Here is a 12,125-nt window from a genome sequence, read left to right as displayed (position 1 = left end):
AAAGACAGTCAGGTCAGTAACCTGATTGAATCCGAGGCAAAAGAAAGCGGGCCACCGATGGTGGCCCGCCCTGTCCTGGGCATGGCGGCGCTTCGTTCGTCAGAACTCGTCTTCATTGATCAGGTTGAACACCCTGCGCTTTGCTGTCGTCAGGTCGTTCTTGTCCAGTACATGCCAGATAAACTCGCCCGTGCCTGGGCCGGTCTCCATTCCGACGGCTTCCCGCTCGCGTTCGTAGCGGTACAGCCAGCCATTCGGCGAACGCCACTCGATGACGTGGCCGGTCTGGCTTTTGTAGGTCTGTTTGAGGTCCTTGATTCGCTCTAGCGCCATGTCGTCTTCCTTTGCTGGTGATGTCTGGTTGCGCGGGGTGTCGTCACTGGGCTTTGAAGATTCTGTCGAGCGCCTGCCGGGTCAGCGGTGCGCAGCGTTCGAGGAAGGCGGCGAGCTGTTCGACGGGCATGTCGCGGATGCGAGCTAGGGGGGTGCGAGCGACGATGTTATAGTCGGTGTCTGACATGATGCTTTCCTATCCCATTGGTGGTTTCGTGTCGCGGCGGCCCGGGTGGTGAGAGACCCGGGCCGCCACCTTCCTGCCTGTTATTCCTTTCCCTTGCTGGCCTTGTACATCGCGAAGGCTTCCTTCAGCACGCCGACCATCGTCATGTCATGCTCGGCGGCGAACGACTTCAGCTCGCGTTTGAATTCGCTGTCGGTCTTGAAGTTCAGGGAAACCAGTTCGCCGGCCTCGGGCTTGGTGGTGTTGTTGCCGACAACGTGGCTTTGTGCCGGCGTCGGCGGCAGGCCCTTGCCGGTGGGCTTGCTGGGTTTCTTGCTGGGTGCGGCCATGGTGCATGCTCCTTTCTTGCTTTCGTTAATTCGTTAATTCTTCAAGTCGGTCGATGATCGCTTGAACCATCTTGTCGGCGGTTTCGCGCGGCCCCCTGTACGGGGTTTCGACGATGGACAGGCCGCCGTCCTGGGCGCGCCTGAACGCGGTCTTCTCGGGAATCTGGCCGGGCAGTACGTGATAGGGGGTGTGCCCCAGGTAGGTGCGCGCTTCGTCCAGTTCGACGGCCGAGTCGCCGACCTTCGACAGCACGATAGCAATGCGCTCGACCGGGACCCCGTGCTTTTCGACCAGCGTGTTCGCCAGGGTGACGGTCGGTTCGAGGTCATCCAGCGAAAGCCCGGTAGGGATGACCAGCAGGTCGACCGCCTGGGCAATTTCGGCGGTGGCTCGGTTGGCGTGCGGGGCGCCGTCGAAGACCATCAGGTCGTAATTGTCGGCGACCTTGAGTGCCTGCCCCACGGTGCCGAAAGTCTCGACCGCGACCACGGGTGCGATGTCGCGTTTCAGCCGGCGTTGCAGCCAAGTGAAGGTCGTCGCCTGATTGATGTCGAGGTCGGCGACCTTCACGTTCCAGTCGGCGGCGGCGTAGGTCGTGGCGATGGCGCGGGCAACGGTTGACTTGCTGACCCCGCCCTTCTGAGAGACGACCCCTACTTTGTATCCCATTGGTGGTTTCCTTAATTCGTTAATTCGTCATTTCGTTAAGGCGTAGGGGAAGTGTAGCCAGGCGCGCGCGCGCAGGCAAGAAAGATGGAAATAAAGAAATAAAGAAAGGGCGCGGCGGCGCCCTTTGCGGTGGGGCGATGCTGGTGTTTTCGCCTATCCCCAACGCTCGGCGCGGTCGGAGAGTAACGAGGTGTCCAGCCCGGCATCGCGCGCTTCACCGATGAGGCGGTCGCGACGCTGTTGCCAGTCGGTCGGCGGCACCCTGTCGCGCAGGTCGATCAAGAGTTCGAGCATGTCCTGGGCGACGGCATCGAGCGGCCGGGGTGAGTCTTCGTCGTGCATGGTGTGTCCCTGCGAGGCTGTGTGGAGGTTATGGCGAGTGCGTGACGCGCCCAGGGGCAGGTTACCCCGCGACCATGTCGGCGAACAGGGTCGAAAGCTGGGTCAGGTGCTGCGTCAGGTGCCCGGTCAGATCGGCGATATGGTCGAGCTGTTCGGGGGTCGCCTCGCCGGCTTCGATGGCACGCACGGCCATGGCTTCAAGCCCCGAGGCCATGGCGGCCGCTTGGCGAAGTTGGCGATAGATGAGCTGTCGGCGCTCCAGCGTCACGGCGAATGGGTCGCCGACGACTGGTGTAAAGGTATGCTGATTCATTGCTGGCGGTGGTTCCCTGATCGTTATGACGTCCGCCATCAAGCCAAAACGTAGCAGGGGGAGGGCGGACCGTACGCGGGTTGACAGACCGGGGACCAACCGGACCCGGCGCGCCGAAGCGCCCCACGCACGGCCCGCCATAGCAACGGGCGGGCGCACAGGGGCGCCGCACGCCGTGGGGTCGTGCGCGGTTGGTCTGTTCAGGCTGTCAAACCCGGCCGCCGATTTTGCGGCGACCGGGCGACCTTAGCGCCGCAAGCCACAAAGGGCAACGGGTCCCATGCCGCAAACATGACGGGCGTAGGGGGCTATATCGGTCGATGCTGGCAGTCATAAAGGGCGCCTGGATGCGGCGCCCTTGCAGGAAGTTGGCGCCCAATCAATGGCGCTGGCTTATTAGCCCGTGATTTTCGAGTGTCTGTCGGGCGAGCGCTGGCCAGTCAGGCTTGCTGGGGAGCTTGTGCGTACCGCCGAGGTGCTTGGCGATCCATGGCGTCCATGGCTCGCCATTCCCGATGACCTCGGCGTAGAACATCTGGCGTAGGTGCGATTCGAGACGAAGAAACTCGGCAATGCGAGGTTTGAGCGATTCAACCGTGGCCATGGCCTTCGTGAAGTCTTGGGCCGGAAGGTCTTCGATGCGCTTCAAGCCGTGTTCAACGCGGAGACGGTTGTAGAGCCATTGGCCGCTACCGACATCGCTGCGCATCAAGCCGTTATTGAATAGATCGGCGATGGCGTTGCGCAATTGCTGGCGCTGCTGATGATTTATGGTCTCAGGGATTGGTGGCGTGGTGGTGGGCTGGGATTGCTCGCTTCTGGCGCGGAAATAGCCTTTGACTAGCTGGCGCTGAACCTTCCAGGCAAGGTCATCGCTGAACGACTTCACCAGCATCAGGTAGCCGGTTTCGGTGAATAGTGTGACGCTGCTGGCAGCGGCAGGAAATAGGTCGGGATAGCTTGCACGAATTTCGTGTAAGCCTTCGGAATCAAGGCGATAGAAGTCGTCGCGTTCGACAAAGTGCTTCCGGTTGGTATCGAAGTTGCGGCGGGAGGTACGCGCTGGCCGCTGATGGGCAGCGTCGATCATGGCGAACGTAACCACGGGTTGGCTGTGGTATTCGATGAAGGGAAGGTCGACGTCGGCGACGCGAACGGTAGGGGTGTGCATGGTGGATCTTCCTTTGGTCGGTGGAAGTCCGCCGCATCGCTTCCAATCGATGGGGGCGGACCGTACGCGGGTTGGAAGACCGGCCCAAAGGACACCGGCGCGCCGAAGCGCCCCACGCACGGCCCGCCATAACGCATCAGGCAGGCACAAAAAAAGCGCCTACATGATGAGAACGGGCGCTGTGCGCCTTTGGTTTCGGGCTTCCAAACCCGGTCGCCGAATTGGCGGCGACGAGTGGACGATAGCCCGCCCGCCGTTTTGGGTCAATGCTGTAGCACTCGGCGGGTTAGAGAGTTGGTCTTTAGTAGTCATGTGTTATGCAACGTCGGCGAGCTTGTTGGTCAGCAGGTCGATAAACCACGGCTGATGGGCGGGGGCGATGCGGCGTAGATCGAACTCGCTGGGGTGCTTGACGATGAAATCGCGCAGCGCGCGCGACGTGACATAAGCGCGCTCGCCGGTCTGCCCCTGGTAGTTGGTGCGCCGTGTGGCCTTGAGGTGGCCGCCTTCGATCCAGCGATTCAAGCGAGCGCGGTCGACGCCGAGCATCTGTTGCAACTGGCCGACCGTGTAGGCGTCCGAGGGGGCGATGCTGATGTTGCGATGCTGGAGCCGCGCCACAATAGAGCTGATGGGGTAGAAAAACCCGGCGCGGCGCAGGCGGGCGCGCACGCTGCTGGGGCAGAGACCGTCGCAGTCATCAAGAATCGCATCGGCGTCGGGGTGCCAGCGGTGCTTTCGTCCGCCGCTCAAGCCGTGTTCGGCGGCGACGTTCTTCAGCCAGTCGTAATTGACACCCTGCCGCTCGGCCAGGGCCTTGATGGCGCCGCGCTTGCCGCTGCGATAGGCCCGTTCAAGGTCGCGTAACAGTTCCTTGGTGACAGGCTTGCGACGGTATTCCTCGCCGAGCTTCACGCCGAGCCGTTTGGCCATGCCACGAATGGCGATGTCGCTATGGGTCCCCTTCAGGTGGGGGCGGACGGCCCCGGCGCCGCCTGTCGGGTAGTGATCGATGACGGCTTGTTTGTCTTCGCGTAGCCAGAGCGGTGCGCCCATGGTGACGGTCTCCTAAGCGATGTAGCGGCGTTCTTCGTGAATCGGGTAGTCGGGGTTGTGAAAGCACCACGTCGAGCGCACGCGGTGGGGGAAGTGGTAGCCGTCGCAATAGCAGGTCTGGTAACGCCAGCCTCGCCGGTCGGCCCACTGGTCGATGCGCAGGGTGTCGAAGCGGTGGCACCGCTTGCAACGAATGCGCCGGGTGTATTCCTGGGGATGCTTGGCTTTGACCTGACGGGCCCCGCACTCGCGGCAGCGGCAGTGTCTGCGGCGGGGGCCGGTGATGATGTAGGGGGTATTCATTACGACACCGAGGCGTAAAGGGAGGCGAGGGGGAGGGGGCCGCACCCGTCGTTGCTGGCCTTGTGGGTGCGGCTGGTGCGTGTCGCGGTGATGGGCGTGCGTCCGCGTCGTGGTGCGCGCGTGCTGTTGCCGTCGGGGAAGGCGCCGATGCTGAGCAGGGCCAGCAGCAGGCACAGGGCGCGCGGGGCCAGGACGTCCAGCACGAAACCGCGAGCGATAATGTGGGGCTTCGACTTGGCGCCGAGCTTGGCTTGAATGCTGCCTTCGATATGGCGCAGGCCGAAGCGGTCGACGCCAACCGTGCTGGCGATGTCGCTGGGCTTCTCGCCATCGGCGAGCATGACCAGCACCTTCAGTTCTTCGGTGCTGAGGTTCTGCCCGGGCTGGCCGACGACGTCGTTGCCGGCGATGGGCTGATCGTTCATTGCGGCTCCCCCGTCAGTTCCATGAACAGCCGCGACAGGTAGGAAAGCTGCTCGGTCAGGTGGCCGGAGAGTTCAGCGATATGGTCGAGCTGTTCGGGCGTCGCTTCGCCGTCGTCGATGGCGCGGGTGGCCAGTGCTTCGAGCCCCGAGGACATGGCGGCGGTCTGGCGAAGCCGGGTGTAGATGAGCTGGCGCTGGTTGAGAGCAAGCGGGGTGCCGTGGCTGTCGGCGGGGGTGAAGCTAAGGGGTTCGCTCGGGGTGCGGCTGAGGCTCGTCATGTGAGGTTCCTAATCCGTAAAACACTAAGAGTGTAAATCTACACTAGTAGTGTAATTCGGGCCAACAAAAAACACGGCGCGGGGCCGTGTCCTTGTGTTTCGGATTGTTAGCGGTCGCGGGATATTCGCGCGACGCGGCCGAGCATGTCGAGCCCGTCGAGCTGGTCGCGGGTCAGGTGTTGGGGCGGGTACAGGTCGGCATTTTCGGCGGTGACGGTGACGCTGCCGTCGAGTTCGGGTCGCACCCAGCGCACCCAGGCACGCCCGTCGACGACGAACGCGAACAGATCGACGGTTTCGGGGGTCTTGCGGCTTTGATCGATCAGCAGTTCATCGCCGCGCCGGATGACGTCGGCCATGGCGTCGTCGTCGGCGTAGATCAGAAGCAACTTGTTTTCGGGTATGTCGCGGCGGCGCAGGTAGTCGGCTTTGAACGCGGTGGAATCGCTGGCGTTCTTCAGTCGAATCGAGCCGCTTTGCGTCGATATAACCGGGCGGCTGGCCATGACGTAGTCGCTGGCGCCGCTGACCGCGTTGCCCGGGTGGTCGACGAAGCCGGCCAGCCATGCCGGGGCGACGTCGAAGGCTTCGGCAGCCTTCACCAAGTCGTCGTATTTCGGCACGCGAATGCCGAGTTCCCAATTCGAATAGCGCGACAGTCCGACCTTCATGCGTTCGGCGGACTCTCGCAGCGTCCATCCTTTATCTCGCCGCGACTTGGCCATTCGCTCGGATATGACTTTTCCGGTGTCAGACATGGCAGCGGTTCCCCAGGAGCCTGCGATTTAGTTTTGCGTAAAATATCGTGTGATTGAAGAATAATACACCTTTCGTGTCAGTTTCCACTTTGAAGCCTTGCAGTTTCGGGCTTGTGCGAGCTATATTCACACCTAATGTGTAAAAGGGTGCGAAATGTGGAATTCAGGCAGTGGGTCGACGAAGCGGGCGGCATCGATGAGGCCGCCGCGCTGCTGAAGGAAAAGCCGAGGACGGTCTATTCCTGGTATCGGCTTGAGAAGACGCCGCGCCTCGAAGCCGCGTTGAACATCGTGATTCGCTCTCGCCACCGGGTCGACTTCAACGGCATATACGGCCCGCTGGCAAAGGCCAGGATCGAGCCGAAATGAAAGCGTTTATCCACCACGCCGAGCTGTCGGCGTCCAAGGCGGTCGCCGACATCGAAGCGCACTTCGCGCTGATCGGTTATGCCCGGTATCTGAAGGTGCTGGAGCTGGTCGCCGCCGAAGCTGGGGGCGATGACACACGGCGAAAGGTGACGCTGTCGTGGGATGCCTGGGCGGCGTCGTTGGCGGGCGAGCAAGAGGTGTTGGCCGAGTTCTTCGCCTTCTGTCACGACCACGGCGCGCTGTCCGTCGAGGACGATGGCGAGCGTGTCACGGTGGAATGCGACGGGCTCGACCTGTGCCGCGGTATGCGGGCGGTGCCTGAACCTGCCGGCGACCAGACCCTTTTTACACACCATGACCAGTGGGTCGCGTGGTTCATCGACGACCTGTCGTATTCCCCGAAGCTGGCCAATCAGCCCGACAACCTTCGCATGTTCCGACGCTGGTGCGCGTCGAACGTCACAGTCGGCGAAATGACCGCCGCCGTTCAAAGAACCATCGAGGCTGGAACCGGCCTCGGGACTCCCGCGTTGCACGGGCATTTGCAAGCGCTGCGAGCGCAACGAATCAAGGAAGCGAACGAATGGTGATTATCGGTTTATCCGGGTCGACAGACCGTCGCCGCGATGCGGTGGCGAAGGCGGTATCAGAGTCACGGCTGGCGCGTCTGGTGACTTACGTTTTATTCGAGCCTGTGCATGGCGCCCGTCTAGGCGAGCGCCGTGCGGCCCGTGTGCGTGACGTGCTGAAGGATGTCGGCGCGGCGCGCATCGAGGGTGTGGTGTTTTCGCAGGTACGGACCCGCGAGGAAGCCGACGCTCTGCGCGAGCGTGGCGGCTTCATGTGGCACGTCGAGGGCTGCCCGAGTTGCGACGTGCCGATTCAGCGCGGCGACCTTCTGGTCACCGACAAGAGCGGCGGACATCGGCACTTTCTGGACCCGATTGAGGCCCTTTCGGAAACTCTGCTACAGCACGCCGCCCGCGCGGCGTAAGGGGCTGTCGTGAGTCTGCATCGCCACCAGTACGGAAACCCGGCCGACATCATCGAGCGCCGCGATATTCGCGATAAGGGGTGTCGCGTCTGTGCCCGCGCCGAACGCGCCTTCGGTCGCGCCTACTGTCCCAACAATCTGCGTTTCCCGGCTTGCCGGGGCGACAGGAAGCAGGGCTTCAAGCTGATCGAGGTGGACGTATGAACCTGGGCTACAAGGTGGGCTCGGCGATTCTGTGCCGCAACCCGCTATTTCGTGACTTTCTCACGGTAAAGACCGGGCGGCCGGTGGGCGATGCCGAGGCGGCAGCGAAGGAGGTGCGGCTGGCATGTGACGTCGTGAGTCGTCGCGAGCTGGATGCGACCCCCGAGGCGGGCGAGAAATACCGCGCCCTGGTGAAAGCCTTCAACGAGTGGTTGTCGTCATGCCCCGCCACCACCTGAGCGCCAAAGGGCGCGGCAAGCCGTCGAAGTACGGCAATCGCAAGGTCGAGGTCGATGGCTTCGTGTTCGATAGCGCCAAGGAAGCCCGCTATTACGGCGACCTGAAGATTCGCCAGCGGGCCGGCGAGGTCGTGATGTTCCTGCAACAAGTGCCGTTCCATCTGCCGGGCGGCACCAAGTACATCGCCGATTTTCTGGTGTTCCTGGCTGACGGCACGGTCGAGGTGATCGACGTCAAGGGCGTGAAGACCGACGTCTACAGGCTGAAGAAGCGGCAGGTCGAAGCGCTGTACCCGATAACCGTAGTGGAGGTGTGACCGTGAACCTGTCCAAGCGCGGCATGGCGTTTCTGATCGAGGTGTCCCACGAGCATGAACGGGCCGTCGGCCTGTTCCCGTCGTCCGAGGCGTCCATGTGCGCCCTGACCGAAGAAGTGGGCGAGCTGGCGAAAGCCATGCTTGAGGAATCGCCCGAGCGAATCCGTAGGGAGGCCATTCAGGTCGCCGTCATGGCGATGCGGGTGGCCATCGAGGGCGACCCCACGTTGAACGATTACCGCGAGCGCGTGGGTGCTGTTGCCCACGCGCCGGGAATGACTGACGAGGTTTGAGCATGGCCAGACGCCGCCAAAACGAACTCGACGAGCTGTTCGAGCTGTGGGCCCGCTGGTGCTTTGCCGGTGGCGTGCAGTCGGACACGCCGCCGTCTTTGCTGGCGCGGTGGATGGACAGCGAGGGCCACATAGTATTCGGGGGCGGTGGGCGCGCGCCGACCGATACCGTCGAGGAACGCATAGAGGCGGCGGTGTTGGCCATCGCGGCCAGCGAGCCGACAACGGCCAAGGTGCTGCGCTGGGAATACGGAGTGTGGTCGCAGGGCGTGGGACATTGGCGCGGGAAGGATGCCCAGGCGCTCAAGCAGGCTGACAAGGCCGCTGCCCTGGGCATGAGCCTTCGAACGTATCGGCGCCGGCTAGCGGCGGGCCGCGCCACGGTCGAGCAGAGGCTGGCGGGATGACCGGCAAGCCGGAAAGTGGGGGCTCTGACGCCCCGGCAGCGTCGACCCGGGTGTTTCATGTGACCGTCGCCGACCTTCGGCCTGACGGTACGCAGAAGGCGTTCACGATGCTGGTGCCGGGCAGCACTAGCCACGCCGAAGCCGTGGCGAGCCTGAAGGTTCGCTTCGGCGCAGATCGAGTATTGAGCGTCATTTAAAGAAATGACGAATTAACGAAATGGCAAAACGCACAATGGGAGTCGAGACCATGATTGATTCAGGCGAGGCAGTTGGGCAGCGGTTCGTCACCTATCGGAAGCGAGTCGGCAATGTCTGGGCTTATAAGCATTTCGCACCTGCGCGTGCGGGCCGGACGACCTATGCGGCAGGGATAGCTCGCATGTGGGTTGATCAAAACCGCAAAGGGGCGTTTGTAGCGCCGCCTACGAGTCCGAGGAACCTTTATGCCACTTGTTTTGATTTGCCTCGGGGGTATTGCTTGGGCGGCCATGGTGCTTTGGCGAAAAACGCAAGTAGTTACCACGGTTTGGCCATAGACGATTGCCAGAGATTCCCGCCGAGGGGGGGCGATCCCGTAGAGCTTGCTTTGTCGGCCATGTCTACGTCCGAGGATGATATATCTCGCGTGGTGCACGGCTTCTACCGGGTAGAGCCAGGGGAGCCTGTTTTGTTGAGCCAGGATTGGGAGCTGGTAGACCCCGACGTTAACCCCTTGTTGTCGGTGGTGCCCTGCAAGTGGCCAGCGCATCCAGATCGCTATGACAACATAGATGACGCCTTGAAACTCATTCGGGGAGAACGGGTGCGGCAAGTATCGAAGGAAGGCTTTACCCCGGACCATGATGACCAGTATGCCGATGGCGAGCTGATGGCGGCTTCAATCTGCTATCTGCTGGCGGCGGTATTGCAGAATGCCGGGCTTCAGGCACATCGACAGCCCCCGACAGGCTGGCCGTGGGCGTCGGAGTGGTGGAGGCCGGCTGGTGGCGCGCGTCGTAACTTGGTCAAGGCTGGCGCCCTGTTGCTGTCCGAGCTTGAGCGCATGGACCGGACGGAGGCGTAGGCAATGAAAATCGAGCGGTTAGATGGCTATGGCGATACCCAGTTCATGACAAAGGGGCATGTCGACCGTGAGCAATTCAGACGTGAGGTGCTGGAGCAGCATGGACATCATGCGGACGAGCCGAAACACATCTACATGCGGAAGCGGCCGGACCCGTCCGGCAATTACCACTGGATAGCCGAGGAATGTCGGCCCGGGCGTGGTGCCTTCAAGGCGACGTTCGCAGAATGTGGGCCGGTAGCGAAACTGCACGCCGAGGGGGACGTATGAGCGAGTTGGTTAAGTGCCCTTTTTGCAATTCTAGTGAAATCACTATCGATGACCACTTCGACACGCCTGTCGGGAGGTTCAGTATTCAAGCGGCTTGTGGTCGCTGTTATGCGATAGGTCCTTCGAGTGATGAAAGTAGCAAGGCCAGTATTGAGATGAAGGAACAGCAGGCGGCCGATAGGTGGAATCAACGTGCCGGGAATGTGGTGGCTATGTGCAAGCACGAAAAGCGTCACGTAACCGCCCACGCCGTCGACGGCGCCCTGGGCGACCTGAACCTTCGCGTCACTGCGTCCGGGGAATACAGCCCGGGCGGGGCGCAGAATTGCTATCAAATTGCCGAGCAGAGAGAAGACGGCTTTGAGTGGCTGCATTCAATCATCGTCTTCCAGAACGGTAATCCGGCCGACGGTGTGAATGGCGTCACCCTTGAGGCGGTGCTGGCGACCTGTTTCGACCGGCTCGAACACTTCCAGAAAGGCCCCTACGCCAACGCTTACAACGCCGAGGCGCTACACCATATCGAACGCGCCATCGAGGCGCTGAAGGATCGCACGCGCGAGCGTGACCGGGTGGAGGCGGCCAAGTGAAGACCGTCAAGCATTTTCACTGGAACTTGCCGGGGCCCTTGCGCCTGTTCGGTGCCGGCTTCTGGCTGGCGGTCGGGGCTGCCCTGGGGTATCCGGCTGGCGCCAATCTTCACTCGATTGTCGTCGACCTGTCGGCGTGGTTGTCCCGCCTGTTCACATAAAGAAATAACGAATTAACGCAACGGCTCATGCTCGGGCGTTGTCACGGCACCCGCTGGGGCGGCCGTTGCTTCGCCGGAGTGTGAGCCATGACCCAAACCCTAAGCGTTACCCTGTCCGATGCCGTCATTCGCCGGCACATCAACGACCCGACCGTTCGTCAGCTCAAGGACCCGCGCTACCCGCTGCGGCTGCGCTTCAATGCCGACCGCAAGCGGGCGAGCTGGCATGTCATCAAGTATGCCGGGGGCGGCACCTGCTGGCGCAAGGCCGGCGCGTGGCCCGACCTATCGACGAAAGCCTTGCTGGCGCGTCTTCCCGAGATTCAGGCCGAATTGGCGGTCAATCCGCTGTCGAACCGGGTGCGCGTCAGCACCTGGGAGGCGGTGGGCGACGTGCTGCGCTGGTATGCCGACCGCACGGCGAAAAATGGCCGACTGTCGAAGTCACGCAAGGCGACCATCAAGAGCGCGATCAATCGGCACCTGTTGCCGCTGATCGGTGACCAGCCGGTCGCGTCGCTCAATCACGCCATATTCGATGAGTGCCTTATCTGGCCCCTTCAGGAGCGCTATTCGCTGGCGTTCGTGCGGCTGGTGCTGTCGGTGCTGAAGCAAGCCTTCAAACAGGCCCACAAGCTGGGATTGATCGAAGCCAACCCGACGGCCGCCTTTCGCTTCGGCGACTTCATCGATGGCCGAACCATCCCCCCGAAACCCGGCCGCTTGCGGGCCGATGTCCTGGGCGATGTCCTGGGGAAGCTGTCGCGGGCTGACAATCCGGCGCGGGTGTTGCTGGTCATGATGCTGATGCACGGCACCCGCATCGGCGAGACACGGCTGGCGCGTTGGTCCGACGTCAATATCGAGGGGCGGTCGTGGTTCATTCCTGCCGAGAACACCAAGCCCAGGCGCTCGCATCGTCTGCCGTTGACCGAGCATGCCGTCGAGCTGTTGAGCTGTTATCACGACTGGCAGCGCGAGCGTGGTTATACCGGCGTGTTCCTGTTCCCTGACCACAACGGCAAGCCGGTGTCGGCGGTGGTGTCGTCGGGG

The 12,125-nt window shown here is 62.4% G+C and carries 26 protein-coding genes; 14 read left to right on the top strand and 12 right to left on the bottom strand.

Annotation, left to right across the window (positions count from 1 at the left end):
* Positions 1 to 99: 99 nt before the first annotated feature.
* The 12 genes from NH448_RS17970 to NH448_RS17915 form a co-directional block, all read right to left on the bottom strand.
* A complete protein-coding gene (locus NH448_RS17970; RefSeq protein ID WP_253029166.1) occupies positions 100 to 333 on the bottom strand; it encodes a hypothetical protein in 234 nt (77 codons plus the stop codon).
* 43 nt (positions 334 to 376) lie between these two features.
* A complete protein-coding gene (locus tag NH448_RS17965) occupies positions 377 to 520 on the bottom strand; it encodes a hypothetical protein (RefSeq protein ID WP_253029165.1) in 144 nt (47 codons plus the stop codon).
* 80 nt (positions 521 to 600) lie between these two features.
* Complete coding sequence (locus NH448_RS17960; RefSeq protein ID WP_253029164.1) at positions 601 to 849, bottom strand: hypothetical protein; 249 nt, start codon at positions 847 to 849, stop codon at positions 601 to 603.
* A 25-nt stretch (positions 850 to 874) separates the two neighbouring features.
* Entirely contained in the window at positions 875 to 1,519 is a 645-nt protein-coding gene (locus NH448_RS17955; RefSeq protein ID WP_253029163.1) for a ParA family protein, read from the bottom strand.
* Positions 1,520 to 1,672: 153 nt separating this feature from the next.
* Entirely contained in the window at positions 1,673 to 1,861 is a 189-nt protein-coding gene (locus NH448_RS17950; RefSeq protein WP_253029162.1) for a hypothetical protein, read from the bottom strand.
* Between the two features lie 61 nt (positions 1,862 to 1,922).
* Positions 1,923 to 2,174, bottom strand: coding sequence for a hypothetical protein (locus tag NH448_RS17945; RefSeq protein WP_253029161.1), 252 nt, complete (start codon positions 2,172 to 2,174; stop codon positions 1,923 to 1,925).
* A gap of 379 nt (positions 2,175 to 2,553) precedes the next feature.
* Positions 2,554 to 3,345, bottom strand: a complete 792-nt coding sequence (locus tag NH448_RS17940) for an ORF6N domain-containing protein (RefSeq protein WP_253029160.1) — start codon at positions 3,343 to 3,345, stop codon at positions 2,554 to 2,556.
* A gap of 315 nt (positions 3,346 to 3,660) precedes the next feature.
* The gene (locus NH448_RS17935) at positions 3,661 to 4,401 is read right to left on the bottom strand and encodes a helix-turn-helix domain-containing protein (protein ID WP_253029159.1); all 741 of its coding nucleotides are present in this window, start codon (positions 4,399 to 4,401) and stop codon (positions 3,661 to 3,663) included.
* A gap of 12 nt (positions 4,402 to 4,413) precedes the next feature.
* Positions 4,414 to 4,704 carry a hypothetical protein gene (locus NH448_RS17930; RefSeq protein WP_253029158.1) on the bottom strand — a complete coding sequence of 97 codons (291 nt, stop codon included), beginning with the start codon at positions 4,702 to 4,704 and terminating at the stop codon, positions 4,414 to 4,416.
* The gene (locus NH448_RS17925; RefSeq protein ID WP_253029157.1) at positions 4,704 to 5,129 is read right to left on the bottom strand and encodes a hypothetical protein; all 426 of its coding nucleotides are present in this window, start codon (positions 5,127 to 5,129) and stop codon (positions 4,704 to 4,706) included. The genes NH448_RS17930 and NH448_RS17925 overlap by 1 nt, the downstream gene beginning before the upstream one ends.
* Positions 5,126 to 5,407: a hypothetical protein gene (locus NH448_RS17920; RefSeq protein ID WP_253029156.1), complete on the bottom strand. Its 282-nt coding sequence runs from the start codon at positions 5,405 to 5,407 to the stop codon at positions 5,126 to 5,128. The genes NH448_RS17925 and NH448_RS17920 overlap by 4 nt, the downstream gene beginning before the upstream one ends.
* Before the next feature lie 107 nt (positions 5,408 to 5,514).
* On the bottom strand, positions 5,515 to 6,165 hold the full coding sequence (locus tag NH448_RS17915; protein ID WP_253029155.1) for a LexA family transcriptional regulator: 651 nt from the start codon (positions 6,163 to 6,165) through the stop codon (positions 5,515 to 5,517).
* A gap of 156 nt (positions 6,166 to 6,321) precedes the next feature.
* On the opposite strand from NH448_RS17915, the gene NH448_RS17910 reads away from it, so the two are divergent.
* The 14 genes from NH448_RS17910 to NH448_RS17845 form a co-directional block, all read left to right on the top strand.
* Complete coding sequence (locus tag NH448_RS17910) at positions 6,322 to 6,534, top strand: hypothetical protein (protein ID WP_253029154.1); 213 nt, start codon at positions 6,322 to 6,324, stop codon at positions 6,532 to 6,534.
* A complete protein-coding gene (locus tag NH448_RS17905; RefSeq protein ID WP_253029153.1) occupies positions 6,531 to 7,124 on the top strand; it encodes a hypothetical protein in 594 nt (197 codons plus the stop codon). Before NH448_RS17910 ends, NH448_RS17905 begins: the two co-directional genes overlap by 4 nt.
* Entirely contained in the window at positions 7,118 to 7,528 is a 411-nt protein-coding gene (locus NH448_RS17900; RefSeq protein ID WP_253029152.1) for a hypothetical protein, read from the top strand. Before NH448_RS17905 ends, NH448_RS17900 begins: the two co-directional genes overlap by 7 nt.
* 9 nt (positions 7,529 to 7,537) lie before the next feature.
* Entirely contained in the window at positions 7,538 to 7,732 is a 195-nt protein-coding gene (locus NH448_RS17895; RefSeq protein WP_253029151.1) for a hypothetical protein, read from the top strand.
* Complete coding sequence (locus NH448_RS17890) at positions 7,729 to 7,971, top strand: hypothetical protein (protein ID WP_253029150.1); 243 nt, start codon at positions 7,729 to 7,731, stop codon at positions 7,969 to 7,971. Before NH448_RS17895 ends, NH448_RS17890 begins: the two co-directional genes overlap by 4 nt.
* Positions 7,953 to 8,288 carry a DUF1064 domain-containing protein gene (locus NH448_RS17885; RefSeq protein ID WP_253029149.1) on the top strand — a complete coding sequence of 112 codons (336 nt, stop codon included), beginning with the start codon at positions 7,953 to 7,955 and terminating at the stop codon, positions 8,286 to 8,288. The genes NH448_RS17890 and NH448_RS17885 overlap by 19 nt, the downstream gene beginning before the upstream one ends.
* 2 nt (positions 8,289 to 8,290) lie before the next feature.
* On the top strand, positions 8,291 to 8,581 hold the full coding sequence (locus NH448_RS17880) for a hypothetical protein (protein WP_253029148.1): 291 nt from the start codon (positions 8,291 to 8,293) through the stop codon (positions 8,579 to 8,581).
* A gap of 2 nt (positions 8,582 to 8,583) precedes the next feature.
* Positions 8,584 to 8,988 (top strand): hypothetical protein, encoded by a 405-nt coding sequence (locus NH448_RS17875; protein ID WP_253029147.1) that lies wholly within the window; start codon positions 8,584 to 8,586, stop codon positions 8,986 to 8,988.
* Positions 8,985 to 9,185, top strand: a complete 201-nt coding sequence (locus NH448_RS17870; RefSeq protein ID WP_253029146.1) for a hypothetical protein — start codon at positions 8,985 to 8,987, stop codon at positions 9,183 to 9,185. Before NH448_RS17875 ends, NH448_RS17870 begins: the two co-directional genes overlap by 4 nt.
* 473 nt (positions 9,186 to 9,658) lie before the next feature.
* A complete protein-coding gene (locus NH448_RS17865) occupies positions 9,659 to 10,051 on the top strand; it encodes a hypothetical protein (RefSeq protein ID WP_253029145.1) in 393 nt (130 codons plus the stop codon).
* 3 nt (positions 10,052 to 10,054) lie between these two features.
* A complete protein-coding gene (locus NH448_RS17860; protein WP_253029144.1) occupies positions 10,055 to 10,321 on the top strand; it encodes a hypothetical protein in 267 nt (88 codons plus the stop codon).
* Entirely contained in the window at positions 10,237 to 10,911 is a 675-nt protein-coding gene (locus NH448_RS17855; protein WP_366078346.1) for a Lar family restriction alleviation protein, read from the top strand. Before NH448_RS17860 ends, NH448_RS17855 begins: the two co-directional genes overlap by 85 nt.
* Positions 10,908 to 11,072 carry a hypothetical protein gene (locus NH448_RS17850; protein ID WP_253029142.1) on the top strand — a complete coding sequence of 55 codons (165 nt, stop codon included), beginning with the start codon at positions 10,908 to 10,910 and terminating at the stop codon, positions 11,070 to 11,072. Before NH448_RS17855 ends, NH448_RS17850 begins: the two co-directional genes overlap by 4 nt.
* A gap of 87 nt (positions 11,073 to 11,159) precedes the next feature.
* Positions 11,160 to 12,125: tyrosine-type recombinase/integrase (locus tag NH448_RS17845; protein ID WP_253029141.1), on the top strand; the 966-nt coding region annotated here is incomplete at its 3' end.

It is taken from the genome of Halomonas sp. OfavH-34-E (assembly GCF_024124525.1).
Classification (GTDB): domain Bacteria; phylum Pseudomonadota; class Gammaproteobacteria; order Pseudomonadales; family Halomonadaceae; genus Halomonas; species Halomonas litopenaei.
Note: the sequence above shows the minus strand (reverse complement) of the source record. Positions and strands in the feature narration are given on the sequence as shown.